The 25,676-nt window shown below is 73.2% G+C and carries 25 protein-coding genes and 1 riboswitch; of the genes, 16 read left to right on the top strand and 9 right to left on the bottom strand.

Features of this window, described 5'->3' with window-relative positions; translation table 11 throughout:
- Nucleotides 1–47 precede the first annotated feature (47 nt).
- Nucleotides 48–1,337 carry a hydroxyacid-oxoacid transhydrogenase gene (locus tag CRP30_RS19350; RefSeq protein WP_097185625.1) on the bottom strand — a complete coding sequence of 430 codons (1,290 nt, stop codon included), beginning with the start codon at nt 1,335–1,337 and terminating at the stop codon, nt 48–50.
- Between the two features lie 134 nt (nt 1,338–1,471).
- Between CRP30_RS19350 and CRP30_RS19355 the strand changes: the two genes are divergently transcribed.
- Genes CRP30_RS19355 through CRP30_RS19370 form a run of 4 tightly spaced genes read left to right on the top strand, consistent with a single transcriptional unit; the run spans nt 1,472 to nt 5,521 of the window.
- The gene (locus CRP30_RS19355; protein WP_097185626.1) at nt 1,472–2,440 is read left to right on the top strand and encodes a cyclase family protein; all 969 of its coding nucleotides are present in this window, start codon (nt 1,472–1,474) and stop codon (nt 2,438–2,440) included.
- Nucleotides 2,441–2,444: 4 nt separating this feature from the next.
- Nucleotides 2,445–4,094, top strand: coding sequence for an AMP-binding protein (locus CRP30_RS19360; RefSeq protein WP_097185627.1), 1,650 nt, complete (start codon nt 2,445–2,447; stop codon nt 4,092–4,094).
- A 53-nt stretch (nt 4,095–4,147) separates the two neighbouring features.
- A complete protein-coding gene (locus CRP30_RS23245; protein WP_255407390.1) occupies nt 4,148–4,270 on the top strand; it encodes a hypothetical protein in 123 nt (40 codons plus the stop codon).
- Between the two features lie 27 nt (nt 4,271–4,297).
- Nucleotides 4,298–5,521, top strand: coding sequence for a serine/threonine-protein kinase (locus CRP30_RS19370; RefSeq protein WP_097185629.1), 1,224 nt, complete (start codon nt 4,298–4,300; stop codon nt 5,519–5,521).
- A 4-nt stretch (nt 5,522–5,525) separates the two neighbouring features.
- Here CRP30_RS19370 and CRP30_RS19375 read toward each other — a convergent pair whose 3' ends face one another.
- Nucleotides 5,526–6,557 carry an ion channel gene (locus tag CRP30_RS19375; protein ID WP_097185630.1) on the bottom strand — a complete coding sequence of 344 codons (1,032 nt, stop codon included), beginning with the start codon at nt 6,555–6,557 and terminating at the stop codon, nt 5,526–5,528.
- A gap of 116 nt (nt 6,558–6,673) precedes the next feature.
- Here CRP30_RS19375 and CRP30_RS19380 point away from each other — a divergent pair, with 116 nt between their 5' ends.
- Entirely contained in the window at nt 6,674–7,873 is a 1,200-nt protein-coding gene (locus CRP30_RS19380; RefSeq protein WP_097185631.1) for an acyl-CoA dehydrogenase family protein, read from the top strand.
- Between the two features lie 12 nt (nt 7,874–7,885).
- On the opposite strand, the gene CRP30_RS19385 is transcribed toward CRP30_RS19380, so the two are convergent.
- A complete protein-coding gene (locus CRP30_RS19385; protein WP_097185632.1) occupies nt 7,886–8,149 on the bottom strand; it encodes a hypothetical protein in 264 nt (87 codons plus the stop codon).
- A 135-nt stretch (nt 8,150–8,284) separates the two neighbouring features.
- On the opposite strand from CRP30_RS19385, the gene CRP30_RS19390 reads away from it, so the two are divergent.
- From CRP30_RS19390 to CRP30_RS19405, 4 genes are read left to right on the top strand one after another with little or no spacing between them, the layout of a single operon-like run.
- Nucleotides 8,285–8,863 carry a hemerythrin domain-containing protein gene (locus CRP30_RS19390; protein WP_097185633.1) on the top strand — a complete coding sequence of 193 codons (579 nt, stop codon included), beginning with the start codon at nt 8,285–8,287 and terminating at the stop codon, nt 8,861–8,863.
- Between the two features lie 58 nt (nt 8,864–8,921).
- The gene (locus CRP30_RS19395; protein WP_097185634.1) at nt 8,922–9,227 is read left to right on the top strand and encodes a hypothetical protein; all 306 of its coding nucleotides are present in this window, start codon (nt 8,922–8,924) and stop codon (nt 9,225–9,227) included.
- A 31-nt stretch (nt 9,228–9,258) separates the two neighbouring features.
- Nucleotides 9,259–10,050, top strand: coding sequence for a class E sortase (locus tag CRP30_RS19400; RefSeq protein ID WP_235003558.1), 792 nt, complete (start codon nt 9,259–9,261; stop codon nt 10,048–10,050).
- Between the two features lie 29 nt (nt 10,051–10,079).
- Complete coding sequence (locus tag CRP30_RS19405; protein ID WP_097185635.1) at nt 10,080–10,823, top strand: esterase/lipase family protein; 744 nt, start codon at nt 10,080–10,082, stop codon at nt 10,821–10,823.
- A 20-nt stretch (nt 10,824–10,843) separates the two neighbouring features.
- Here CRP30_RS19405 and CRP30_RS19410 read toward each other — a convergent pair whose 3' ends face one another.
- The gene (locus CRP30_RS19410; protein WP_097185636.1) at nt 10,844–11,299 is read right to left on the bottom strand and encodes a MarR family winged helix-turn-helix transcriptional regulator; all 456 of its coding nucleotides are present in this window, start codon (nt 11,297–11,299) and stop codon (nt 10,844–10,846) included.
- A 20-nt stretch (nt 11,300–11,319) separates the two neighbouring features.
- Here CRP30_RS19410 and CRP30_RS19415 point away from each other — a divergent pair, with 20 nt between their 5' ends.
- The 3 genes from CRP30_RS19415 (at nt 11,320) to CRP30_RS19425 (ending at nt 14,927) form a co-directional block, all read left to right on the top strand.
- Nucleotides 11,320–12,363 (top strand): ABC transporter substrate-binding protein, encoded by a 1,044-nt coding sequence (locus CRP30_RS19415; protein WP_097185637.1) that lies wholly within the window; start codon nt 11,320–11,322, stop codon nt 12,361–12,363.
- An 87-nt stretch (nt 12,364–12,450) separates the two neighbouring features.
- Nucleotides 12,451–13,896, top strand: coding sequence for an APC family permease (locus CRP30_RS19420; protein WP_097185638.1), 1,446 nt, complete (start codon nt 12,451–12,453; stop codon nt 13,894–13,896).
- Nucleotides 13,893–14,927 carry an acetamidase/formamidase family protein gene (locus CRP30_RS19425; protein ID WP_097185639.1) on the top strand — a complete coding sequence of 345 codons (1,035 nt, stop codon included), beginning with the start codon at nt 13,893–13,895 and terminating at the stop codon, nt 14,925–14,927. Before CRP30_RS19420 ends, CRP30_RS19425 begins: the two co-directional genes overlap by 4 nt.
- 102 nt (nt 14,928–15,029) lie before the next feature.
- Here CRP30_RS19425 and CRP30_RS19430 read toward each other — a convergent pair whose 3' ends face one another.
- On the bottom strand, nt 15,030–15,857 hold the full coding sequence (locus tag CRP30_RS19430; protein ID WP_097185640.1) for a phytanoyl-CoA dioxygenase family protein: 828 nt from the start codon (nt 15,855–15,857) through the stop codon (nt 15,030–15,032).
- Between the two features lie 207 nt (nt 15,858–16,064).
- On the opposite strand from CRP30_RS19430, the gene CRP30_RS19435 reads away from it, so the two are divergent.
- Nucleotides 16,065–17,144 (top strand): aldose epimerase family protein, encoded by a 1,080-nt coding sequence (locus tag CRP30_RS19435; protein ID WP_097185641.1) that lies wholly within the window; start codon nt 16,065–16,067, stop codon nt 17,142–17,144.
- Nucleotides 17,145–17,150: 6 nt separating this feature from the next.
- Here the strand turns inward: CRP30_RS19435 and CRP30_RS19440 are convergent, their stop codons facing one another.
- On the bottom strand, nt 17,151–18,107 hold the full coding sequence (locus CRP30_RS19440; protein ID WP_097185642.1) for an NAD(P)/FAD-dependent oxidoreductase: 957 nt from the start codon (nt 18,105–18,107) through the stop codon (nt 17,151–17,153).
- 78 nt (nt 18,108–18,185) lie between these two features.
- Between CRP30_RS19440 and CRP30_RS19445 the strand changes: the two genes are divergently transcribed.
- From CRP30_RS19445 to CRP30_RS19455, 3 genes are all read left to right on the top strand, one after another.
- Nucleotides 18,186–18,785, top strand: a complete 600-nt coding sequence (locus tag CRP30_RS19445) for a helix-turn-helix transcriptional regulator (RefSeq protein ID WP_200814860.1) — start codon at nt 18,186–18,188, stop codon at nt 18,783–18,785.
- 93 nt (nt 18,786–18,878) lie between these two features.
- A complete protein-coding gene (locus CRP30_RS19450) occupies nt 18,879–19,760 on the top strand; it encodes a siderophore-interacting protein (RefSeq protein ID WP_097185696.1) in 882 nt (293 codons plus the stop codon).
- Nucleotides 19,761–19,834: 74 nt separating this feature from the next.
- On the top strand, nt 19,835–20,797 hold the full coding sequence (locus CRP30_RS19455) for a tetratricopeptide repeat protein (protein WP_097185644.1): 963 nt from the start codon (nt 19,835–19,837) through the stop codon (nt 20,795–20,797).
- Nucleotide 20,798: 1 nt separating this feature from the next.
- On the opposite strand, the gene cobN is transcribed toward CRP30_RS19455, so the two are convergent.
- The 3 genes from cobN to CRP30_RS19470 all read right to left on the bottom strand — a co-directional run bounded on the left by cobN (nt 20,799) and on the right by CRP30_RS19470 (nt 25,673).
- Complete coding sequence (cobN, locus tag CRP30_RS19460; RefSeq protein ID WP_097185645.1) at nt 20,799–24,431, bottom strand: cobaltochelatase subunit CobN; 3,633 nt, start codon at nt 24,429–24,431, stop codon at nt 20,799–20,801.
- Nucleotides 24,432–24,481: 50 nt separating this feature from the next.
- A riboswitch (cobalamin riboswitch) is annotated at nt 24,482–24,567 on the bottom strand.
- Nucleotides 24,568–24,652: 85 nt separating this feature from the next.
- Entirely contained in the window at nt 24,653–25,186 is a 534-nt protein-coding gene (locus tag CRP30_RS19465; protein ID WP_097185646.1) for an FKBP-type peptidyl-prolyl cis-trans isomerase, read from the bottom strand.
- Nucleotides 25,187–25,250: 64 nt separating this feature from the next.
- Nucleotides 25,251–25,673, bottom strand: coding sequence for a hypothetical protein (locus tag CRP30_RS19470; protein ID WP_200814861.1), 423 nt, complete (start codon nt 25,671–25,673; stop codon nt 25,251–25,253).
- Nucleotides 25,674–25,676: the final 3 nt, after the last annotated feature.

The raw sequence follows: 25,676 nt of genomic DNA on the forward strand, positions 1-25,676 counted from the left end.
CCGGGTGCCCTACCGCGTGGTCACGAGCGGTGAGGGCCGCTCAGCCGTCACCAGAGCGACATCGACCTCCGGAAGATGCCGGCGATGTCGTCCTCGGTGACCTCCTTGGGGCTGGTCGCGAGCAGCCGCTGCTGCTTCATCGCGCCGTCCACCAGGTCCGGGATGTCGTTCTCCTCGAAGCCCACGGCGCCGACGCCGTTGGGGATGTCGATGTCGCGCATCAGGTCGGCGAGCACCATCGGCAGGAACTCCTGCGGCGTCGTCGGGATGCCGGCGTTGGGCGCCAGCAGTTGCGCCGCGCGCACGTGCCGGTCCGGGGAGGCGTCGAAGGTGAACCGGAACGCCTCCGGCGCCGTCAGGGCCACCGACATCCCGTGCGGCACCATCGGCTCGCCGGCCGGGTAGTCCTTGGGGTGGAAGTCCTTCACCTGGCCGGCGATGGGATAGGCGTTGGCGTGCGGGATGTGCACCCCGGCGTTGCCGAACCCCATGCCCGCGAACGTGGCCGCCATCGCCATGTCCGACCGTGCCTGCACCTCGTCACCGTGCCGCACCGCCCGCCGGAACGAGCCCGCGAGCAACGACAGGGCCTTCTCCGACCACATGTCGGAGATGGGGTTCGAGCCGCAGTAGGGCACCCGCTGGTCGGGGTTCTTCCGGTCGTAGGTCGTGTACCAGCGCGCGGTGTAGCTCTCCAGGGCGTGGCAGAGGATGTCCATCCCCGAGGCCGCCGTGACGCCGGACGGCTGGGTGAGCGTGAGGTCGGGATCGATCACCGCCAGCGTCGGGCGCAGCCGTGCGTGGCTGATCCCGGTCTTCACCCGCGCCGAGATCACGTCCATCACGCAGATCGTGGTGCTCTCCGCGCCGGTGCCGGTCGTGGTCGGGACGGCGACCAGGGGCTTGAGCGGCTTCGGCGGCGCCTCCCCCTTGCCGACCGGGACGTTGACGTAGTCCATGAGCTCGCCGGGGTTGGTGGAGAGCAGGTTGATCGCCTTGGCGGTGTCGATGCTCGACCCGCCGCCCACCGCCACGAAGGCGTCCCACGGCCCGCTCGACCGGGCCTCCTCGATCGCGGCGATGAGGCTCTGGTCGGTCGGCTCGACGTGCACCCCGTCGTACACGCGGGCCTCGATGCCGAACTGCGCCATCTGGTCGGCCACCCGCTGCGGGATCCCGGTCGCGGCCAGGCCGGCGTCGGTGACCACCAGGACGCGTTCGACCCCGTAGCGGCTGAGGTCGTAGCCGATCTCGTCGGACGCCCCGGAGCCGAACTTGAGCTGCGGCGCGCCGTAGGTGAACACGGACTCAGGGTTGGCGGGTGTCGTGGCGCTCATGGCGTCCCTCTCGGCGGTCGGACGGCGGGCGTGCGGGGCGGCGGTTGCACCGAATGTTGCACGCGCTTGTGGTGAGCACCACACCGGCGAACACTCCGGGAACGCGACCACCGCTCCTAGCCCTGGAGGCCCCGATGACCGAATCCCCCACGACTCCCCCCGCCCTCGGCGACCTGCTGAAGGACTCGCCGACGAACTGGGGGAAGTGGGGGGACGACGACGAGGTCGGCGCCCTCAACTACCTGGGCCCCGAGCAGGTCCTCGCCGCCGTCCAACTGGTCAGCTCCGGCAAGGTGTTCACCCTCCAGCGGCTCATCGGCGACCCCAAGGGCGACCCGGTCTGGCCCGGCCGCACCCCCGCGGTCCGCACCCAGGTGCTCGACGAGGGCGACTGGGACGAGGGCGGCAAGGGGCCGTCGTACCCCGGCGGCCTGCACTACGCCGACGACAAGATCGACGCCTACCTGCAGGGCTCGACGCAGTACGACGCCCTCGGCCACCTCTGGTACGACGGCAAGATCTGGAACGGCTACGACGCGCGCACCACCATCGGCGGCCTGCAGAAGGCCAGCGTGCAGCCCATCGCCGAGCGCGGCATCGTCGGCCGCGCCGTCCTGCTGGACATGGCCCGCTTCCGGGGCAAGAACACCCTGGACAAGGGCGAGACCTTCACCCACGAGGACCTCGTCGCCTGCGCCGAGGCGCAGGGCACGCCCATCCAGAAGCGCGACATCCTCGTCGTCCGGACCAACTTCCTCGCGCTTTTCCACGAGCAGGGCGATGCCTTCTACGAGGGCTTCAACGAGCCGGGCCTGGTCTACAGCCCGGAGCTCGTGCAGTGGTTCGCCGACATGGAGATCCCGAACCTCGTCACCGACACGATCGCCAACGAGGTGACCATGGACCCGAACAACGGCGTCGCACTCGTGCTGCACAGCGCGCTGATGCGCAACCTCGGCGTCACGCTCACCGAGATCGCCGACCTGGAGCAGCTGGCCGCCGACTGCGCCGAGGACGGCCGGTACGCCTTCCTCTACGTCGCCGCCCCGCTGAAGGTCGCGAAGGCCGCCGGCACGCCGGTCAACCCCGTCGTCATCAAGTGACGCCATGACCGCCTACGACGAACGGCCGTGGCTGTCGCTCTACGGCGACCAGCCGGCCGACTACGACATCGAGTTCGACGACGCCCTCGACATGTTCCGGGCCGGGGTGGCGAAGGACCCCTCCGCCGTCGCCCTGCGGTACTTCGACGGCGTGGTCACCCGGCAGGAGCTCGACGAGCTCAGCGACGGGCTGGCGAACGGGCTGCTGGCGAACGGGTTCGCTCCGGGCGACCGGCTGGCCGTCTACCTGCAGAACGTCCCGCAGTTCGTCATCGCGATGGTCGCCGCCTGGAAGGCCGGCGGCGTCATGGTGTCGATCAACCCCATGAGCCGGCAGCGGGAGCTCACCTACCTGCTCAAGGACTCCGGGGCCACGGTGCTCGTCTCGCTGGAGGCGCTGTACGACTCGGTCGCCCGCGACGTGGTCCCCGACACCGACGTCCGCCTGGTCCTGACCACCAGCGAGCTCGAGTTCCAGACACGGGACGACGAGCGCCTCTTCGCCGGCATGGAGCGCCGGCGCCACGAGGGGACGACGGACTTCGGCGAGTTCGTGCAGCAGCACCGAGGGCAGGCCCCGCCCCCGGTGGCACTCGGCCCGGACGACGTCGCGTTCCTGACCTACACCTCGGGGACGACGGGCGTGCCCAAGGGCGCGATGAACACCCACCGCAACGTCGTCTTCACCGCGCAGGTCTACCGCGACTGGGTGCACGCCGGGCAGGACGGCGGCGCGATCTTCGGCGTCGCCCCGCTGTTCCACATCACCGGGCTGATCGGCCACATCGCCGTGAGCATGCTCGCGCCGGCGCCGCTCGTGCTGGCCTACCGGTTCGAGCCGCAGGTGGTGCTGGACGCCTTCGCCGAGCACCGGCCGACGTTCACCATCGGGGCGATCACCGCGTTCAGCGCACTGCTCAACGCCCCGGGGTTCAGCAAGGACCACTTCGCGTCGTTCACCTCGATCTACTCCGGCGGCGCGGCCATCTCCCCCACCGCCGAGCAGGGCTTCCTCCAGGCGACGGGCAAGCAGGTGCACAACGCCTACGGCCTCACCGAGACGACGTCGCCCATGACGGTCACGCCGTTCGGCTCGCCGTCACCGGTGGACCCGACGTCCGGTGCCCTGTCGGTGGGGGTGCCGGCGCCGAACACGGTCGTCCGCATCCAGGACGACGACGGCAACGACCTGCCGCTGGGTGAGATCGGCGAGATCGTGGCCGACGGGCCGCAGGTGGTCGCCGGCTACTGGGGCAAGCCGGAGGAGACCGCGGCCAACCTGCCCGGCGGGGCGCTGAAGAGCGGCGACGTGGGGTTCATGAACCCGGACGGCTGGGTGTTCATCGTCGACCGCAAGAAGGACATGATCAACGCGTCGGGGTACAAGGTGTGGCCGCGCGAGGTCGAGGACGTCCTGGCCGAGCACGCCGCCGTGCGGGAGTCCGCCGTGGTGGGCGTGCCCGACGAGAAGCGCGGCGAGACGGTGAAGGCCTTCGTCAGCCTCAAGGCCGGCGCGACGGTCACCGAGGAGGAGCTGATCGCGCACTGCAAGGAGCGGATGGCCGCCTACAAGTACCCGCGCAGCGTCGTCCTCGTCGACGAGCTGCCCAAGACGGTGACCGGCAAGATCCTGCGCCGAGAGCTCCGCGGATGAACAGCGCACCCGACGGCGCGCGGCGCGCCGTCGGGTGCGGCAGGCTCGCTCCCATGACCACCGGACCCGAGGACCCGCAGCCCCGCGACATCGCCGTCGAGCAGGAGAGCGCCGAGGTGGAGGCCGACCTGGAGGCCCAGAGCGAACCGGACGGTCAGCCGTCGGGGGAATCCTGACGGCGGCGGCGGGGTACGGACAGGCGCATGAGCGCTGACACCGGACCGCAGACCCGCGTGGTCGCGGGGCGGTACGCGCTCGGCCAGATGCTGGGCAAGGGCGGCATGGGCACCGTCTGGCTGGCGACCGACCAAATCCTGGAGCGCCAGGTGGCCCTCAAGGAGGTCACCTTCTCGATCCACGTGACCGAGGAGGAACGCGCCGTCCTCCGCGAGCGCACCATGCGGGAGGCCCGCGCGGCCGCCCGGCTGGAGCACCCGCACGTCGCGACCGTCTACGACGTCGTGGAGGAGGGCGGCAAGCCGTGGCTGGTGATGAAGCACGTCGCCGCCCGCAGCCTGCAGGAAGTGCTGGAGGAGCAGGGCCCGCTCCCACCCCGCGCCGTCGCACGGATCGGCCTCGACGTCCTGGACGCGCTCGAGGCGGCGCACGAGATCGGGATCGTGCACCGGGACGTCAAGCCGGCCAACGTGCTGGTCTCCGCCGACGGCCGGGCCTGCCTCACCGACTTCGGGATCGCCACCAGCACCGGCGACTCGAGCCTCACCACGCAGGGCGCGCTCATCGGCTCCCCCTCCTACATGGCTCCGGAACGGGCCCACGGCGAGGAGCCGAGGCCACCCGTCGACCTCTGGTCGCTGGGCGCGACGCTCTACGCCGCCGTCGAGGGACGTCCACCCTTCGACCGCGGCGAGGCGATGGCCACATTGATGTCCGTCGTCTCCGAGCACCCGGCGCCCACGCTGCGCGCCGGTCCCCTCGAGCCGGTTCTCGGGCTCCTCCTGACCAAGGACCCCGCCGGCCGCGGAACCGCCGAGACCGTGCGACCTCGCCTGCAGGCGATCGCCGCCGGCCGGGTACCGGACCCGGTCGCGGCTCCCCCGCGGCAGGCGGCACCGCCGCCGCGGGCGGCGGCCCCGCCACCGCCGACCCCCGCCCGTGTCCCGGGCAACTCGGTGGAGCGGATCGACTCCGACGACCTCCGGAAACTGGCCAGCGCATCCAAGGCGCTCCTGGGCTCCGTCGCCCGGGACGCTCGTGACGTCCTCTCCGAGCGCCGCCGCGAGCGCAAGGACGAGCGCCGCAGCCCGGCCCGGCCGGCCGCCGCGGCGCCGCCTGCCGCTCCCCCGCGCCGCAGGCGTTTCAAGCGACGCTGGGTCGTCGTCCCCGTGCTCACCACCGTGGTGGTCGTCGTCGCGCTGCTCGTGGGGGCGGCGATCGCGCTGGCCGCGGTCTTCGGCCTGCTCTGACCGCTCAGCGCCTCGCCGCGAGCCGAGCCGCGTCGATCCGCTCCGAGGCCACGTAGTAGAGCGTCGTCCCCTCCGGGACCGGCGTCTCCCACGGCGGGCTCACCACGAGGCCGTCGCCGCCCCGCACCGCGAGGAGGGTCGCGCCGAAGGTGCGCCCGAACCAGGTCTGGCAGTCGCCGAACGACCGGTGCGGGAAGCCGGCGGGCACGCGCATCGAGTAGGTGTTGCCGTGTCCGCCGCTGCTCATGAGGTCGTTGTAGATCTGCGTGATGCCGGGATCGGTCGCCTCCTCCGAGAGCAGGAACGGCATGTGCCACTGCACGGCCTGCACGCCCGCGTTCACGTAGCGCAGGTTCTCCCGCCGCCCCAGGTCACGGACGGCGGCGACCAGGTGGATGTCGGGGTTGGCGTGGTCGATGGCCACGGCGATCGCCAGCGTCTCGTTGTCGTCCCGCCCGTCGATGACCGCCGTCCGGGCGTGCTGCACGCAGGCGCGGGTCATGACGTCCTCGCGGGTCAGGTCACCGCGGACGAAGTGCACGGCCGGCTGATCCGGCATGGGGTTCTCCGGCACGTCGTCCCAGGCACACAGGGCCACCTGGAAGCGGCCCTCCGCGGTCAGCTCGGCGACGATCCGCTCCGTGCGGCCCGGCCAGTAGCCGAGCAGGACGACGTGGTCGGACAGGTCCAGGGGAACCACACCTCTCAGTCGCCGGCCCCGGATCGACTGCAGGGCACCGGCCAGCTGGGTGAACAGGAGCGTGAGCGTGACGATGCCGCCGACGATCACGTAGAGCCCGACGATCCGCCCGCCCGTCGACGCCGGGAAGACGTCGCCGTACCCGACGGTCGCCGACGTGACGAGGAAGTACCACCAGTAGGTGCCGGGCGCGGCGATCCCGCTGCTTGCCGGCTCGACCAGCGCCATGGCCAGCCAGCTGGACAGGAACACGAACAGCGCGACCGCCAGCGGCAACCGCCAGCCGTGCAGGCGCACCCGGAGGAACCGCGACAGGCGGAGGATCAGGAACGGCACCGGGCACTCCGAGGGCGTTCGGGCGGACAGCGCAAGCTACCGCCCCCGAGAGGGGGCCGACCGACGAGGATGCGCACAGCGGGCAGCATGCCGTGTCGCGTCGTAACGTCCGGCAGGTGACCGCCCCCAGCCCCGACTTCTACGCCATCGACGAGCTCCTGGAGCCGGCGGACATCGAGATCCGCGACCGGGTGCGCGCCTTCTGCGAGCAGGAGGTGACCCCACGCATCAACGAGTACTGGGACCGCGCGGAGTTCCCCTTCGAGCTGGTGCCGAAGCTGGCCGGGCTCGGCATCGTCGGCGGCACGATCGAGGGCTACGGCTGCCCCGGGATGAGCAACGTCGCCGCCGGGCTGGTGGCGGCCGAGCTGGCCCGCTGCGACGGCAGCGTCGGGACGTTCAACGGCGTGCACAGCTTCCTGGCGATGCAGTCCATCGCCGTCCTCGGCTCCGAGGAGCAGCGCGAGCGCTTCCTGCCCGCCATGGCACGGCTGGAGAAGATCGGCGCCTTCGGGCTCACCGAGCCCAAGCACGGCTCCGACGCCGTCGGACTGGAGACCTCCGCCCGCCGCGACGGCGACACCTATGTGCTCAACGGTCAGAAGAAGTGGATCGGCAACGGCTCCATCGCCGACCACGTGATCATCTGGGCGCGCGGGGAGGACGGCGCGGTCGGCGGCTACGTCGTCGAGACGGGTGGCAGGGAGGGCTCGCTGCCTGGTTACGAGGCGACCGTGATGACGGGCAAGACCGCACTGCGCGCCGTGTGGCAGGCCGAGATCACGCTGACCGACGTCCGCGTGCCGGTCGAGAACAAGCTCGCCGAGTGCCACTCCTTCACGGACGTGTCCCGGATGCTGGACCGCACCCGGTACACCGTGGCGTGGCGGGCGCTGGGGCTGGCGACCGCGTCCTACGAGCTGGCCCTCGCCCACGCGCTGCAGCGCGAGCAGTTCGGCCAGCCCATCGCCGGGTTCCAGCTCGTGCAGGACAAGCTGGCCCGGATGCTGGCCGAGATCACGTCGATGCAGCTGATGTGCTGGCGGCTGTCGAAGCTGGCGGACGCGGGGCGGATGACCGCGGCGATGGCGTCGCTGGCGAAGATGAACCACGCCGCCAAGGCACGCGCGATCGTGGCCGACGCCCGCGACATCCTGGGCGGCGACGGGATCCTGCTGGAGCACCACGTCGCCCGGCATCACGCCGACATGGAGGCGATCTTCACCTTCGAGGGCACCGACTCGGTGCAGGCACTCATCGTGGGCCGGGCGATCACCGGCCTGTCGGCCATCAGCGGACGCAAGCCCGCCCGCTGAGAGCGCCCGGGATCAGCGCGACGACGTCGACAGGGGCTTGGCCGCGGCGGTGGCCCGCAGGCACTCCGGGCAGGCGGTGCGCCCACTGCCCACGCGCTCCCACTTCTGCGATCCCCAGACCTGCACGATCGCGCCGCAGACGGCCAGCTCCACCTCCCCGTCCAGTTCGGCGGTCGGGCGGTGCGCCTCGACGGCGTGCCAGGGATGGCTGTCCTCTGCGGTGTCCCCGCGCGACCAGCGGTCCGGCCTCGCGAAGCCCACGGCATACGTCTCCACGGGATCCCTGTGCCCCAGCGCACAGCCGGTCAATCACCCCGTCCGGGCAGCAGCGGCCGATCAGGGGCCGGATCGTGTGGGCGGCACCGGTGCCGGGCATCACCACGGGACGGACCGCCGTCCCGAGGAGTGGCCATGACAAACACCGAGCGCGACGTGGTGGACCTGCTGTCCGCCGACCACCGCGAGTTCGACCGCATCTTCCGCGAGCTCGAGCAGCTGCGCGGAGCCACCGGCCCCGACGTGGTGCAGCGCAAGCGCGAGCTCGTCGACGAGGTGACCATCGGCCTGGCCCAGCACTCCGTGGCCGAGGAGACCCAGGTCTACCCGCTCGTGGAGGAGCAGCTGGACGCGGAGGAGGCGGAGCACTCCAAGGAGGAGCACGCCGAGGCCGAGGAGACGATGAAGCGGCTCGAGCGGATGGACGCCGGCGACCCGGAGTTCGACGCGGTCGTGGCGCACCTGATCGGGGAGATCCGCCACCACGTCGAGCACGAGGAGGGCCGGATGTTCGCCGCCCTCCGGGCGAACCTCAGCCGCGGCCAGTTGGTCGAGCTGGCCGGCAAGGTCGAGTCGGTCAAGAAGTTCGCCCCGACCCGCCCGCACCCCCTGACGCCCAACGACGCGACCGTGCGGCGCGTCGCCGCGCCTCTCGCGGGCCTGCTCGACCACCTGCGCGACGCCGTCAGCGGGCGGGGCAAGCGCGCGGACTGACGGCACTACTCGGCGGTTCCCCGCGTTACCGTGCAGACGAGCGGAGAGAGGTGCGGGGATGGATCCGATCAGCCTGCTGGTGGGCGGGGCGTTGCTGGCGGTCGGCTTCGTCACCGGGCGTCTGGGGCGACGCCGTGCGGCCCCTCCCCCGCCGATGACCCCGCTGTGCGGCTGCGGCCACACGCTGAGCCAGCACGACCGGGAGACGCACACCTGCTACGCCGAGCTGCGGCGCGACAACTACGACAAGCGCGGCCGTTGGGCCGGCGTGAGCTGGGTCCCCTGCACCTGCCGCCAGTACGTGGGTCCCCGCCCGATCGACGAGGTGTTCGCACCCCGGCTGCTCCCGCCCGGCATCGACTGACGCCCGGACGACGGGGACGGGGACGGCACCGATGGAGACGGCCGCGCCCACCGGGCGGGGGATCGGACCGCCGGTCGAGCGCGGCGACCCCGTCGGATCGTTCATGCGCGGGCTGGGCGAGCTCATGGTCACCGCCGGCGCGATCGTCCTCCTCTTCGTGGTCTACGAGCTGTACGTGACCGACGTGATCAGCGAGCGCACCCAGGACACCCTGAGCCGCGAGCTGCGCGAGGACTGGGGACGGCAGCCCGCTGCCGCCGCTCCTCCTGCGGAGCCTCCCGACGTACCGGTCGGCGAGGCGTTCGCCTTCCTGCACATCCCGCGCCTCGGCGAGGACTTCCCGCGGGCCGTCGTCCAGGGCACCGGGCAGGCCGAGCTGGCCGGCGGCCCCGGCCACTACGTCGACACCGCGATGCCCGGCCAGCCGGGGAACATGGCCGTCGCCGGGCACCGGGTGGGCAAGGGCTCGCCGTTCCTGGACCTCGACCTGCTGCGTCCGGGCGACCCGATCGTCGTCGAGACCGCCGTCGCCTGGTACGAGTACCGCCTGCTCGGGGACCGGGCCACCGGCGACCTGTCCGTGGCGGTCGACGGCGTCCCCGGACGGCGGATCGTGGATCCCACGCAGATCGGCGTCATCGCGCCCGTCCCCGGGCAGCCGGGGGTCGCGCCCACGGCGTCCTACCTGACGCTCACCACCTGCCACCCCAAGTACTCCGCCGAGGAGCGGCTGATCGTGCACGCGGTGCTCGCCGGCGCACCCGTGGCCCGCGCAGCGCTGCCGGACGGCCCCGCGGCCCTGCAGGAGTCCCCGTCCGACTGACGCCGGCCGTCGGCGGGCATGGAGGGGGCATGGACGGACGCCTCGACCCTCGCGCCGCCCGACGTCGTGCCCTGGTCCTGGCCGCGACCGAGCCGGCGCGGACACTGCTCAGCGCCGGCGGGGCCGCGGCCGCCGCGCTGCCCCTGCTCCGCTGGGCGCCGCGCGGTGAGCGCCATCCGGTGCTCGTCCTGCCGGGGCTGCTGGCGTCCGACGCCTCCACCCAGGTGCTGCGCACGTGGATCGGGCGCCTGGGCTATCCGGTCGTCGGCTGGGCGCTGGGACGCAACCGCGGGCCCAGCCAGGAGATCGACGACGAGCTCCCCCGGCTCCTCGACCGCCTGTCCGGCGAGCACGGGACCGCGGTGAGCATCGTGGGCTGGAGCCTGGGCGGGATCTTCGCCCGTCGCCTCGCCCGCACGGCGCCGCGCCAGGTCCGCCAGGTCGTCTCGCTGGGATCGCCGTTCGCCTCCACGCAGCCGTGGGTGACCGGGCCGTCGCGGTCACCCCGGCGGTCCCTCGCCCGTCCGCTGCCGGTCCCGAGCACCGCCGTCTACTCCAGGTGGGACGGCGTCGTGGACTGGCGCGCCTGCCGTCAGGAGGCCGGTCCCGCCAGCGAGAACGTCGCCGTGCACAGCAGCCACCTGGGCATGGGGCACGACCCCGCCGTCCTGTGGGTGGTGGCCGACCGGCTCGCCCAGCCGCGGCACGACTGGCGGCCCTTCGCACGCCCGAGCCGCTTCGGCCTCGGGACGCTCTTCCCGGCCGAGAGCTGACACGGGGACGCCCCCCGGGCTCAGTCCTCGCCGACCGCCAGGTCGGCCAGCGCGCGGACCAGCGCCGCCACCCGGTCGGGACCCAGCGAGCGCGCGAGCGCCTGCTCGTGGGCGCGCACGAGTGCCTCCAGCCGCGCCAGCCGGATGCGCCCGGGCTCGGACAGGTGCACGACGACCTTCCGCCCGTCGTGCGGGTCGGGCAGCCGGTAGGCGAGGGCGGCGTCGACCGCGCCGTCGACCAGGCGGGTCAGCGTCGGCGGCGGCAGGTGCAGGGCGGCCACCAGCTCGCCCATCGACCGGCCACCGGGGCCGGCCAGGGAGCGCAGCAGCCGGTAGCCGTCGAGGGTGGACCCGTCCTCGGCCAGGACCGCCCCGACCTCACGGGCCACCCGGCGCTGCGTGACCGTGAGCAGCTCGACGAGGGCGTCCGACACCCGGACGGGCGGTCCGGTGGCAGCATCTGCGCCCGGCACCATGGCCGCACCATACTCAGGGGATGCCGAGCCAACCCGGACTCCTGGACCCCTGGGAGGTCCTGCTGTCCGGCCCCCGGCCGGACGTCGTCCGCGTCGGCCTGGCCGTCCCGCTGTCGGGCCCGCTGGCGATGACCGCCCCCTCGGCGCTCGACCTCGCGGGCCTCGCCGCGGACGAGGTGAACGCCGCCGGCGGGGTCGGCGGCCGGCCGGTGGAGCTCGTCGCGGTCGACTCCGGCCGCGCCCCGGACGTGGTGGCCGCCGAGGCCGCGATGCTCTCCCGCGCCGGCGTCTTCGAGCTCCTGGTCGGGTTCCACACCAGCGACGTCCACCGGGCGTTGGAGAACGCCCTCCCCCCGGACGTCCGCTACGTCTACACGCCCCCGCACGAGGGCGGTCGGCACCGCCCCGGTGTGGTGCGGATCGGCGCCTCACCCCTGGAGCAGCACGCCGGCGCCGTCGCCTGGCTCGTCCGGAACCGCCGGGCCCGTCGCTGGGCCCTGGTCGGCACCGACTACGTCTGGCCCCGGGCGGTGCACCGCGCCGCGCACCGCGTGCTCGCCGAGACCGGCGGGTACGTCGCGGCCGAGGCACTGGTGCCCTTCGGCCCGGGCGACGTCGGTCCGCTCCTGGACCTGGTCACGCGGAGCCGGGCGGACGCCGTGCTCCTGAGCCTCGTGGGCCGTGACCTGGTGGCGTTCAACCGGGAGTTCACGCGGGCCGGGCTCGACCGGCGGGTGGTGCGGCTCTCCGGCGCACTCGAGGAGAACGGGCTCTACGCACTGGGCGGCGACGTCACGGGGAGCCTCTTCGCCTGCATGCCGTCCTACGCCGCCGCGGACGACGGCGCCGACGAGGGGCAGCTGGCCCTGGAGGAACGGCACGCGCGCCGGTCGGGGCCCGGCGCTCCCGTGGTGTGCGCGTATGCGCGCGGCGTCTACGACGGGGTGCGACGGGCCGCTGCGCTGGCCGACGGCCGTCCGGGTCGAGCCCGCCGGGCGTCTCCCCGGCTGGCCCGGGCGGACGGGCTGGCCTTCCGCGAGCTGACCGGGACGTCGCGCGGCTGAATCGTTACTTCCACATGGAAGCAGTTCGTCCTACTCTCCTCCCGGCCCGGCTCAGCGCCGGAGGGTGAGAGACGTAGGAGCCCCGTGATGAGCGAACACCGCACCACCGACCCGGCCGGCCCGGTCCCCGGCGCCGCCCGGGGACCGATCCCGGCCACCGGCGACCCAGGCGTCGAGGCGTTCGGCTACCGCCAGGAGCTGAAGCGCACCCTCAGCTTCACCGACCTGCTGGTCTACGGGCTGGTCTTCATGGTCCCGATCGCCCCGTTCGGCATCTTCGGCGGCGTCTTCCAGGCCTCCGGCGGAATGGTCGCCCTCGCCTACGCGATCGGCATGCTGGCGATGGCGTTCACAGCGGCGTCGTACTCGCAGATGTCGCGCGCCTTCCCGATGGCCGGCTCGGTCTACACGTACGCCGGACGGGGCGTCGCGCAGCCGGTCGGCTTCATCGCCGGCTGGATGATCCTGCTCGACTACGTGCTCGTCCCGGGCCTGCTCTACCTGATCGCCTCGGTCGCGATGAACTCGATCTACGAGTCGGTCCCGGTCTGGGTCTGGCTGGTCGCGTTCGTCGTCCTCAACACGATCGTCAACTACTTCGGCATCGAGTTCACGGCGCGGGTGAACCGGATCATGCTGGTCGGCGAGCTCATCGTGCTGGCCATCTTCCTGGTCATCGGCGTCGTCGCGTTGGCCACCGGCGAGGGCCGGGGTTTTGACTTCTCGCCGGTCTACAACAGCGACACGTTCTCCCTCGAACTCGTCCTCGGGGCGGTCTCCATCGCGGTACTGAGCTTCCTCGGGTTCGACGGCATCTCGACCCTCGCCGAGGAGAACAAGGACGCCGCCCGCTCGCTGGGCAAGTCGATGATCGCGGCGCTCGTGCTCGCCGGGACGCTGTTCATCGTCCAGACCTGGGTCGCGGCGCTGCTCGTCCCCGACCCCGACACCCTCATCGCCGAGGGCGACGCGGCCGGGACGGCGTTCTACGACGCGGCCGAGGTCGCCGGCGGGGCCTGGCTGGGCACGCTCACCGCGGTCGCCACCGCGATCGCCTGGGGCTTCGCGAACTCCCTCGTCGCGCAGGCGGCCACCTCGCGGCTGCTGTTCGCGATGGCCCGCGACCGGCAGCTGCCGTCCGTCCTCGCCAGGATCGACCCGAAGCACCGCGTGCCGGTCAACGCCACCCTGTTCGTCGCGGTGATCTCCCTGGCCCTCGGCATCTACATGAGCCAGCGGGACGACGGCATCACGCTGCTGTCGACCCTGGTCAACTTCGGCGCCCTCTCGGCCTTCCTGCTCCTGCACGTGTCGGTGGTCGTGCACTACCTCGTGCGCCGGAAGAGTCACGACTACTGGCGCCACCTCGCCGTCCCGGTGATCGGTTTCGCGATCCTCGTGGCCGTCGTCGTCAATGCCGACGTCGCGGCGCAGACCCTGGGCTTCACCTGGCTCGGCATCGGGGTCGTGCTGCTCGTCGTCCTGCTCGCCACCGGGCGCAAGCCGGAGCTCAGGGCGGAGGAGAACCTGTGAGCGACCTCGACGTCGTCCAGCTCGCGCCGACACCGGAGCAGCTCCGGTACACCTTCGGCGCCGCGGAGCCACTCATCACGGTGCGGCCGGGCACGGTGGTCGAGCTGGCCACCGAGGACTGCTTCGGCGGCCGCGTGCGGAGCGCCGAGGACCTGCCCAGCCAGGTGTGCGAGTTCCCGTACCTGAACCCGGTGACCGGTCCGATCGCGGTCGAGGGAGCCGAGCCCGGCGACACGCTCGCCGTTCACCTGGTGGACATCGCACCCGCGCGCGACTGGGCGGTGTCGGCGACGTTCCCCCACTTCGGGGCCCTCACCGCCACGCACAGCACGGCGATGCTGCACGAGCCGCTCGAGGAGGTCGTCTGGGTCTACGAGGTCGACCGCGACAGGGGGACCTGCCTGTTCCGCCCCCGGAGGGGCGGGCCGGAGATCGAGCTCCCGCTCGACCCGATGCACGGGACGATCGGCGTCGCCCCGGCCGGCGGCGAGGTGTTCGCGAGCATCACGCCCGGTGCGCACGGCGGGAACATGGACACCCCCGAGATGCGAGCCGGGACGACGGCCTACTTCGGCGTGAACGTGCCCGGGGGGCTGCTGTCCCTCGGTGACGGGCACTGCCGGCAGGGCGAGGGCGAGGTGTGCGGCACGGCGGTCGAGGCCGCCATGCGCACCGTCGTCGTCGTGGACCTGATCAAGGGCGGCGGCCCTGCAGCCACACAACCATGGCCGCGGATCGAGAGCGACGAGTTCCTCATGTCGACCGGGTCGACCCGGCCCCTCGAGGACGCCTACCGGGTGAGCCAGCACGACCTCGTCACCTGGGCCGCCGAGCTCACCGGCTGGGACAGCCTGGACGCCTACCAGCTGGTCAGCCAGGCGGGTCTCGCCCCGGCGGGCAACGTCGTGGACACCAACTACACGATGGTCGCGAAACTGGCGAAGCGGTTCCTGGGTCGCGACGCCGTCGTCGCCGACGGGACGCACGACCGGCTGCGGTCCACCGCTTCGGCCTACCTGTCCCAGCGCTGACGCCGGGCCGCCGGGTCGTCCGACGACGATCCGGCGGCTCTCCCAGCGGCTCGCGGCGCTCCGGCCCGGGCACGCTCCGCCCGGCGGCGGACCGAGCGGGGGTCAGGCCTCGCCCATCACCAGGCCCTCGATGGTGTGCTGCTGGACGATCGGCTCGAGCCGGTCCACCACCCGGCCGAGCAGGTGGGCCCGCACGTCCTCCGGGATGCTGTCGGAGAAGTCCTGCGTCATGGCCATGTCGTGGAAGGCGTCGTGGCCCGCCCCCGGGGCGTCGACCCCGACGACCAGCACCGGCCGGGACAGCTGCGACCGGTTGGCCGTGCCGCGGTGGAGGGTGAGCGCCGACCGCGCCGACATGTCGCCCCGCCGGGGCAGCTTGCGCTGCGCGATCGCCTCGTAGCGAGGCCAGGTCTCCCGGGCCGGGAACATGCCGTGATCGAAGTCCTCCCCGCGTTCCCACTGGGTTCCGGGCGCGATCTCGAACGGCCCCATGTCCTCGGTCGTGTCCACCGCGGTGAGGTTGAACGCCAGCGAGGTGAGGCGCCGCCCCTCGTAGGTCTCCGGGGGTGACGGGAAGTCGCGGTGCCAGGGCTGGTTCTGCGCGCCGGCGAACGGGATGTCGAACCCCAGCTCGAGGACCTTGTAGTCCGGACCCAGCGCCGTCTCGCACACCGCCCGGAACCAGGGGTGGGAGACGATGTCGAGGAAGCCCCGCAGCTGCTCCGGGTGGATCTCCACGTAGTAGCGGTTGGGGCCGCGGCCCACCGCGCCGCCCTCCCGGCCGATCGCCTCCTCGAACGCGGCCTCGATGTCCTCCCGCATCCGGTCCGCCCAGGCGGCGGAGAAGGCGCCCTTGAGGGCCGTGATGCCGTCGGTCATGAGCGCGTGCTCGATGGCTGCGCGGTCGATGGTGCCGGCCGTCGTCGTCATGCGGGACTCCTTCGTCGCCTGCCTGCCGCCGTGGGCCACGCTAGAACCAGGGACGGCCGGGGCGCCAGCCCAGAAGAGGCCGGCGGGGAGCTCAGCGAGGAGCCGGGCCGGCCGTGCTCTCGCGGACGAACCGCGTGCAGTCCGCCGTCACCGGTCAGCCACCCCATCGAGAGCGGGCCCCGGTCACTGATCGATAGCCTCGGGAGCATGTCCCGGTCCCGGCCCCCAGGGGTGAGCGTGCAGCGCGAGCCGTTCGGCTCGCTTCCCGACGGGCGCGGCGTCGAGCGCTACGTGCTGCGCTCGGGCGACCTGGAGGTCGCCGTGCTGACCTACGGAGCGGTCCTCCAGTCGGTCCGCGCTCCCGACGCCCAGGGTGCGGTCGCCGACGTCGCCCTCGGGTACGACGACCTGGCCGGCTACCTCGGGGACTCGACGTACGTGGGAGCGGTGGTCGGCCGGTTCGCCAACCGGATCGCCGGCGGCCGCTTCGTGCTCGACGACGCCGAGCACGTGCTGCCGCAGAACCACGGCACGTCCTGCCTGCACGGCGGGCCGGAGGGCTTCCACACCCGGCTGTGGTCGGGGCGGGAGGTGCCCGGGGGCGTCGAGCTGACGTTGACCAGCCCCGACGGCGACATGGGCTTCCCCGGCGCCCTGACCGCCACCGTCAGGTACGTCCTCGACGACGAGGGCCTGACGCTGACCTACGGCGCGACGACGGACCGGGCGACCGTCGTGAACCTCACCAACCACGCCTACTGGAACCTGGCCGGCGGCGGGAGCATCGAAGACCACGTGCTCGAGCTCCCCGCGGAGCGGTTCGTCGCCGTCGACGACCGGCTGATCCCGACGGAGCTCTCCCCGGTGACCGGGACGCCGCTGGACTTCCGGTCACCGACCCGGGTCGGCGACCGGCTGCGCGAGGCGACCGCGCAGCTGCGGTACGCGCAGGGGTACGACCACGCATGGGTGCTCGACGGCGAAGGCCTCCGCCGGGCGGCGCGCGTGACCGATCCGGTGTCGGGGCGGGTGCTGGAGGTCCTGACCGACCAGCCGAGCGTGCAGTTCTACTCGGGCAACTTCCTGGACGGCAGCGTGGTGGGACGGGGCGGGCGGGCCTACCGGCAGGGCGACGGCCTGTGCCTGGAGACCCAGCACCTCCCCGACTCCCCCAACCGGCCGGACTTCCCCTCGACCACCCTGCGCCCGGGGCAGACGTACGCCACCCGCACCACGTTCCGGTTCGGGACGACGGGCCGGCCCGCGCTGGAGCCGGCCTCCGGCTGACGGCCCTCACGCCGCCTTCGTGCGGGCGGCAGCGACGGCGAGGTCGGTGTCCTCGGCGATGAGGTCGGCGTTGAGCCGCGCCCCGGCGTTGAGCCCCGCGGCCGCCGAGACGACGACCTGCGCCTGCAGGTTGGCGACGTTGCCGGCCACCCACACACCGGGGACGGCGGTGGCGCCGGTCGGGTCCGCGGGGATGTAGGACCCGACCACGGTGCCGAACATCTCCTGCTCCACCGGCTCGAGCCCGAGCGAGCGCAGGACGGCGGAGTTGGCGGTGAACCGCGGGGCGACCACGACCGCCTCCCGGGCCACGAACTCCCCCGACTCCATCCGCACCCCGGAGAGCCGTCCGTCGCGGGTCTCGAGCGCGGCGACCCGCCCCTCGACGACCCACACGCCGCGCGCGGACAGCTGCTCGCGCTCGTCGTCGGTGAGCTCCGGACCGGTGTGCCGGAAGAGGGTGACGTCGGCGCTCCACTGCCGCCACATGGTGGCCGCGTGCACGCCGAACGGCCCACCCAGGATGCCGATCGGCCGGTCGCGCACCTCCCAGCCGTGGCAGTACGGGCAGTGCAGGACGTCGCTCCCCCACAGCTCGCGCACCCCCGGGACGTCGGGCAGCTCGTCGGTGAGCCCGGTGGTCACGAGGAGCCGGCGGGCGTGCACCGTCGCGCCGTCGGCGAGGTCCACCCGGAAGCCGCCGTCGACCTGGGCGGCACCCGTCACCTCTCCGGCGACCACCTCGCCCCCGTAGCCGGCGACCTCCTCGCGGCCGATGGCCAGCAGGTCCGCCGGTGGGGTGTTCTCGCGGCCCAGGTAGTTGTGCACGTGCCCGGCCGGTGCGTTGCGGGGACGGCCCGCGTCGATCACGAGCACCGACCGCCGAGCGCGCGAGAGCGCGAGCGCGCCGCTCAACCCGGCCGCGCCGCCACCGATGACCACCACGTCGTACCGCTCGTCCATCTGCTGCTCCTCGTCCGTCGGGATGACGCCGAGGACTGTCCGCCCACCAGGACCGGAATGACAACTATCGTTGCTGGTATGGCAAACACGGACGAGCCCGATCTCGACGAGGTGCTCACCGCGGTCGGGCCGCGGCTGCGCGCCCTGCGCACGCAGCGAGGGGCGACCCTCGGGCAGTTGTCGGCCACCACCGGGATCTCGGTGAGCACGCTCTCCCGGCTGGAGTCCGGCCGGCGCAGGCCGACCCTCGAGCTGCTCCTGCCCCTCGCCCGCGCCCACCAGGTGCCGCTCGACGAACTGGTCGACGCACCGGAGACCGGCGACCCGCGGATCCACCAGCGCTCCTTCGATCGGAACGGGGTCACGATGATCCCGCTGACCCGCCGGCCGGGCGGCCTGCAGGCCTACAAGATGGTCTACCGGCCGGGGTGGCCCGGCGGCGAGCTCGAGCAGAAGGTGCACGAGGGCTACGAGTGGCTCTACGTCCTCTCCGGCCGGCTCCGGCTGCTCCTCGGCGAGCACGACGTGACCCTGTCCGCCGGCGAGGTGGCGGAGTTCGACACCCGAACGCCGCACGCGATGGCCAACCCCGGCCCCGGCGCGACCGAGGTGCTCGCCCTCTTCGGCCCGCAGGGCGAGCGCATCCACGTGCGTGCCCGCCCTGCGCGCAAGGGCTGACCGATGTCACAGCCCGACGGCAGGTCCGGCGGCTAAGGTCACCCTTACCTGCTCGCGCGCCGACCGTGCCGCGGGCCGTTGGAGGCCTTCCGCATGACCGACCAGCCCGTCGCGTCCAGTCCCGCTCCCCCGGTACGGGAGGGACGGCGCCCGCGGGCGCCGCGGGTCGCCCAGGTGGTCCGCACCAGCCGGCTGACGCCGCACATGATCCGCGTGGTCCTGGGCGGCGAAGGGCTGACCGGCTTCCCGGTCGGCGAGTTCACCGACCACTACGTGAAGCTGTTGTTCGCACCTGCCGGCGCGACCTACCGCGCGCCCTTCGACGTGGAGCAGCTGCAGGCGGAGCTGCCGCGCGAGCTGTGGCCGGTCACCCGGACGTACACCGTGCGCGCCTGGGACGCCGTGACCGGTGAGCTGACCATCGACTTCGTGCACCACGGCGACGAGGGTCTGGCCGGTCCCTGGGCCGCCGCCGCGCAGCCCGGGGACGTCATCCAGCTCATGGGGCCCGGCGGGGCGTACTCGCCGCACCCGGAGGCGGACTGGCACCTGCTGGCCGGTGACGAGGCCGCGCTCCCGGCGATCGCCGCGACGCTCGACACGCTTCCCGCGGGCTCGCGCGTCCTGGCCTTCGTCGAGGTCGCCGGTCCGGAGGAGGAGCAGGCCGACGTCCCCGCGGGGGACGGCGTCGACCTCGTGTGGGTGCACCGCGGGGACGCCGCTCCGGGCGAGGCCCTGGTCGCGACCGTCCGGGGCGTCCCGCTGCCCGAGGGCCGCGGTCACGTCTTCGTCCACGGCGAGGCGACCGCGGTCCGCGAACTGCGCCGTCACCTGCGCACGGAGCGCGGGCTGGACCCCGCCTTCACCTCGATCTCCGGTTACTGGCGGCGGGGCGACACCGAGGACCGCTGGCAGGCCGGCAAGCGCGAGTGGAACGCCGCCGTCGAGGCCGAGGACGCCGTCACCGTCACCTGACGGGGTGGCCCACCCCGGCGGACCACCCGGACGGGCGACCGCAGGACCGGTCCCTACCCGGCAGGATCTCTGCCGTGGCCTCCCCCCTCGAGCAGTGGTCGCTCGACGACCTGCTGGACCGCTACGACGAGCTCGACCTGTCCGCCGGGGACGACCAGGACGCGGACGACGCGCGCGCCGCCGAGGTCGACCGCATCGCCGCCGAGCTGCTGCGCCGGGAACCGGAGGACCGCGGCCTCTGGTACGACCGCGGCCTGCTGGCGAAGTGGCGGCGCGACTGGCCGGCGGCGCGGGAGTTCAACGCCCGCGCCCTCGAGCTGACCCCGGAGGACGAGCGCACGGAGCGGCCGTCGGCCTGGAACCTCGCCGTTGCCGCCACGGCGCTGCGCGACTGGGGCACGGCCCGCCGGGCCTGGGCCGCCTACGGCCTCCCCGTCGACCCGGAGGGCGACGAGCCGATCGACGGCGACTTCGGACCGGCGGTGGTCCGGCTCAACCCGCCGGTGCGCTACATCGGCCAGCGCGACCTCGAGATCGACGGCCGGGCCGGGGACTCCGAGGTGGTGTGGGGCCGGCGCCTGGACCCCGCGCGGATCCGCATCACCAGCGTGCCGCTGCCGGAGTCCGGGCACCGGTACGGCGACGTGGTCCTGCACGACGGTGCGCCGGAGGGGACCCGGGTCGTCGACGGCGACGAGTACCCGGTGTTCGAGGAGATCGAGCTCTGGGAGCGGTCCTCCACGCCGACGCTGAGCGTGCAGGTGAAGGGCAGCGACGAGGACGTCACCGAACTGCGCCACGCCCTCGATCTCGCCGGGCTACCGCACGAGGACTGGACGACGGAGGTGGGCACGGTGTGCCGTGCGTGCTCCGACGGCGTCCTCGACACCCACGACCACCGGCCGGACGTGCCCACCGACGGCGGGCGTCGGCTGGGCATCGCCGGCGACGGGGACGAGGCGCTCCGCGTCGTCCTGGCGTGGCTGGACCGCGCACCCGGCCGCGAGAGCGAGGACGTCGTCCTCCTCCTGGAGTAGGTCAGCGACCGACCTGCGCCGGCGTCTCGCCACCCTCCAGGTCGCCCTCGGTGTCGAGGTAGGCCTGCTGCAACTCGGCCAGCAGCGCCGGGTCCGGCTCCGCCCACATCTTCCGGTCGGCCGCCTCCAGCAGCCGCTCGGCGATGCCGTGCAGGGCCCAGGGGTTGGACGTCTCCAGGAACTCCCGGTTCTCGGGGTCGAGCACGTAGGTCTGCGCCAGCTTCTCGTACATCCAGTCGGCGACCACGCCGGTGGTGGCGTCGTAGCCGAACAGGTAGTCGACGGTCGCGGCCAGCTCGAAGGCGCCCTTGTAGCCGTGCCGGCGCATGGCCGCCAGCCACTTCGGGTTCACCACGCGGGCGCGGAAGACCCGCGAGGTCTCCTCGACCAGCGAGCGGGTGCGCACCTGCTCCGGCCGGGTCGAGTCACCGATGTAGGCGGCCGGCGCGGTCCCGGTGAGCGCGCGGACCGTCGCCACCATCCCGCCGTGGTACTGGAAGTAGTCGTCGGAGTCGGCGATGTCGTGCTCGCGGGTGTCGACGTTCTTGGCCGCCACCGCGATCCGCTTGTAGGCGGTCTCCATGTCGGGCCGGGCCTGCACGCCGTCGAGGCCGCGCCCGTAGGCGTAGCCGCCCCAGACCGCGTACACCTCGGCGAGATCGGCGTCCCCGCGCCAGTTCCGCGAGTCGATCAGCGACAGCAGCCCCGCCCCGTAGGCGCCGGCCTTGGAGCCGAACACCCGGGCGGTCGCCCGCCGGCGGTCACCGTGGGCCGCGACGTCGGCATCCACGTGGGCCTTCACGAAGTTGGCGTCGTCCGGCTCGTCGAGGGACGCGGCCAGGGCCACCGCGTCGTCCAGCATGGTGACGACGTGCGGGAAGGCGTCGCGGAAGAAGCCGCTGATCCGGACGGTGACGTCGATCCGCGGCCGGCCGAGCTCGTCGAGCGGCACGGCCTCGAGCCCGGTCACCCGGCGCGAGGCGTCGTCCCAGACCGGGCGGACGCCGAGCAGCGCGAGCACCTCGGCGACGTCGTCCCCGGACGTCCGCATCGCCGACGTGCCCCAGACCGACAGCCCGACCGAGCGCGGGTACTCGCCCGTGTCGGCCCGGTACCGGTGCACCAGCGACTCGGCCAGCGACTGGCCGGTCTCCCAGGCCAGCCGGGAGGGAACGGCGCGGGGGTCGACGGAGTAGAAGTTCCGGCCGGTCGGGAGGACGTTGACCAGCCCGCGCAACGGGGAGCCCGAGGGTCCGGCCGGCACGTACCCGCCCTCGAGGGCGTGCAGGGTCGCGTCCAGTTCGTCGGTCGTGCGCGCCAGCCGGGGCACCACCTCGTCGACGGCGAATCGCAGCACCGCAGCGACGTCGTCGTCCATGGTGCCGAGCACGCCGCCGACCACGTCGGGGATCGCGGACGAGGTCCAGCCCTGCTCCTCCATGCCGGCGACCAGCGCGGCTGCCTGCGCCTCGACGGCGTCGGTGGCCTGGAGACCGGCGGTGCCGTCCTCGACCAGGCCCAGTGCCTCGCGCAGCCCCGGCAGCGCGACCGCGCCGCCCCAGATCTGCCGGGCGCGGAGCATGGCAAGCACCAGGTCCACCCGGTTCTGGCCGGACGGCGGGGTGCCGAGCACGTGCAGCCCGTCGCGGATCTGCGAGTCCTTGATCTCGCACAGCCACCCGTCGACGTGCAGGATCATCTCGTCGAAGTGGTCGTCCTCGGGGCGCTCGTTCAGGCCGAGGTCGTGGTCGAGCTTGGCGGCCTGCAGCAGCGTCCAGATCTGCGCGCGGACGGCCGGCAGCTTGGCCGGGTCCATCGCCGCGATGTTGGCGTGCTCGTCGAGCAGCTGCTCCAGCCGGGCGATGTCGCCGTAGGAGTCCGCGCGGGCCATCGGCGGGACCATGTGGTCGACCAGCGTGGCGTGCGCCCGGCGCTTGGCCTGGCTGCCCTCGCCCGGGTCGTTCACCAGGAACGGGTAGACCAGCGGCAGGTCGCCGAGCGCCGCGTCCGGCCCGCACGAGGCCGACAGCCCGACGTTCTTGCCGGGCAGCCACTCGAGGTTGCCGTGCTTGCCGACGTGCACCAGCGCGTGCGCGCCGAACCCTCCGGCCGACTGCGCGGAGCGGAGCCACCAGTACGCGGCCAGGTAGTGGTGCGACGGCGGCAGGTCGGGGTCGTGGTAGATCGCGATCGGGTTCTCGCCGAAGCCGCGCGGCGGCTGGACCATCACGACGACGTTGCCCGCCCGGAGCGCGGCGAGGACGATCGCCTGGTCCTGGCCGGAACCGTCCACGAACAGCGAGCCGGGCGCCTCGCCCCAGTGCTCGACCATGGCCGCGCGCAGGTCGGCCGGGAGGCTGTCGAAGTGCTTCCGGTACTCGGAGGCACGGATGCGCACCGGGTTGCCGGAGAGCTGCTCGTCGGTCAGCCAGTTCTCGTCCTGCCCGCCGGCGGCGATGAGCGCGTGCACCAGCGCGTCGCCGTCCAGGTCGGCGACGCCGGGCAGCGCGTCCGGCCCGTCGAACGGGCCGATGTCGTAGCCCTGCCCGTGCATGGCGGCCAGCAGCCGGACCACCGACGCGGGGGTGTCCAGGCCGACCGCGTTGCCGATCCGGGCGTGCTTGGTCGGGTAGGCGCTGAGCATCACCACGATGCGGCGCTCGGCCGGCGGCGTGTGCCGCAGCCGGGCGTGGGCCACGGCGGTGCCGGCCACGCGGGCGGCCCGCTCGGGATCGGCGACGTACTGCGTGAGCCCGTCGGCGTCGGTCTCCTTGAAGGAGAACGGGACGCTGATCAGGCGGCCGTCGAACTCCGGGATGGCGACCTGGTTGCCGACGTCCAGCGGTGACAGCCCGTCGTCGTCGGCGGCCCACTCGGCGCGGGACCGCGTGAGGCACAGGCCCTGGATGACCGGCACGTCGAGGGCGGCGAGCTCACCGACGTCCCAGGCGCCGTCGTCGCCACCGGCCTGCGCGGTGGCCGGCCTCGAGCCGCCGGCGGCGAGCACCGTCACGATCATCGCGTCGGCCCCGCGCAGCGTCTCCAGCAGGCCGGGGTCGACCGAGCGCAGGGATGCGGTGAACACCGGGAGGGCCGTGCCGCCGGCGTCCTCGATGGCGCGGCAGAGGTCCTCGACGAAGCCGGTGTTCCCGGACAGGTGGTGCGCGCGGTAGTAGAGGACGGCGATGCGCGGACCGTCGGCCGTGGACGACCGCTCCAGCACGCCCCAGTCCGGCGCGACCGACGGCGGCTCGAAGCCCTCGCCGGTCAGCAGCACGGTGTCGGAGAGGAACCGGTGCAACTGCACCAGGTTGTCCGGGCCGCCCTGCGCCAGGTAGCCGTGCGCCTCCGTGGCCACGCCCATCGGCACGGTGGAGAGCTCCATGAGCTCCGCGTCGGGTACCTGCTCGCCACCGAGGACGACGACGGGCGCGGGCCCGGCGATCAGCGGCGCGAGCATCTCCTCGTACTGCCGCCGGACGCCGAGGATCCGGACGACCACGACGGCGCTGCCCTCGACCAGCGCCGCGATGCCTTCCGGGCCGAGCCTGGCGGGATTGCCCAGGCGCCAGTCCGCGGCGCTGGCCCGGGCGGAGAGCAGGTCGGTGTCGCTGGTGGAGAGCAGGGTGAACATGCACTGCCTCACTCGGGGTCCGCGCCCCGGGTCGTCGGGCACGGCAGCCGGAGTATCTGGCTCCCCCTGGGCTCCTGACGTGCAGAGCCCCGGGGTCACAGTGGCGGGACCGCGCCGGTATCGCACCGGCTTCCTCGCGCACTGCCGTGAATGGGTTGACCGTACCGGGCGCCGTCGGACCGCCCGTCAGCCCGTGGCCGAGGCGGCGGCAGCCGTGCGCGTCAGGCGACCTCGACCAGGTCCAGGACGAACACCAGGGTCGCGTCACCGGGGATGGGGCCCTGACCGGTGGGCCCGTAGCCGAGGTCGCTGGGGATGGTGACCATGCGGCGGCCCCCCACCTGCATGCCGTCGATCGCCTGGTCGAAGCCCGTGATGACCTGTCCGGCGCCGACGGTCACCGGCAACGTCTCGTTCTCCCCCCGGCTCCAGGAGGAGTCGAACTCCTCCCCCGTCCCGTAGAAGGCACCCACGTACTTCACGGCGACGGACGCGCCCTGGACGGCCTCGGGACCGTCCCCGACCACCACGTCGCTGATCTGCAGCCCGCACGGCGGCGAGGCGTCCGTCGTCGGCACCTCGGGCTTCTCGGCGAGGTCCGTGGACACGTCGTCCGGCGCGTCGGCCGTCTCGGCCCGGGTCTCGCAGGACTGGGACGTCGGCTCGTCACCGGCGCCGTCGTCACCGCACGCGGTGAGGGAGAGGACCAGGGCGGTCGGGACGGCGAGCAGGCGGGCGGTGGTGCGGCGGTTCATGGATCTCCCGGTCGAGGGTGCGCCGACGGGGGTCCGCCGCGCTGCTCTCCCAGTGGACCACGGTTCAGTGGGCGTACTCGGCGGGCCGCAGGAGCATGACCGCCGCCATCGCCGGGAGCATCAGGACGTGACCCCAGGTCATCATCGCGTGCTCCCCCATCGCGCCGGCCCAGAACGGCACGAGCAGCACCAGGAACGGCACGTACATCGCGGCCGACATCTCCGCGATCGACCGCCACGAGTGGCGGCGGAATCGCATCCACGCCCCCATGCCGATCGCCATGTTCGTGGCCATCACCATGACGCCCACGTCGGCGCGGGCGGTCAGCGACGGCCACACGAGGTCGACGACGGGGCCGAGCACCATCATCCCGGCGATCATCGCCACGACCATCTCGACGTAGTGCCGCAGGAAGTGGCGGACGCGGTGACTGCGGGAGTGGCTGCGGGTGCGGGCGTGCGAGTGGGTGCGGATGTCCGTGGTCATGTG

It is taken from the genome of Blastococcus haudaquaticus, from assembly GCF_900230285.1.
Taxonomy (GTDB): Bacteria; Actinomycetota; Actinomycetes; order Mycobacteriales; family Geodermatophilaceae; genus Blastococcus_B; species Blastococcus_B haudaquaticus.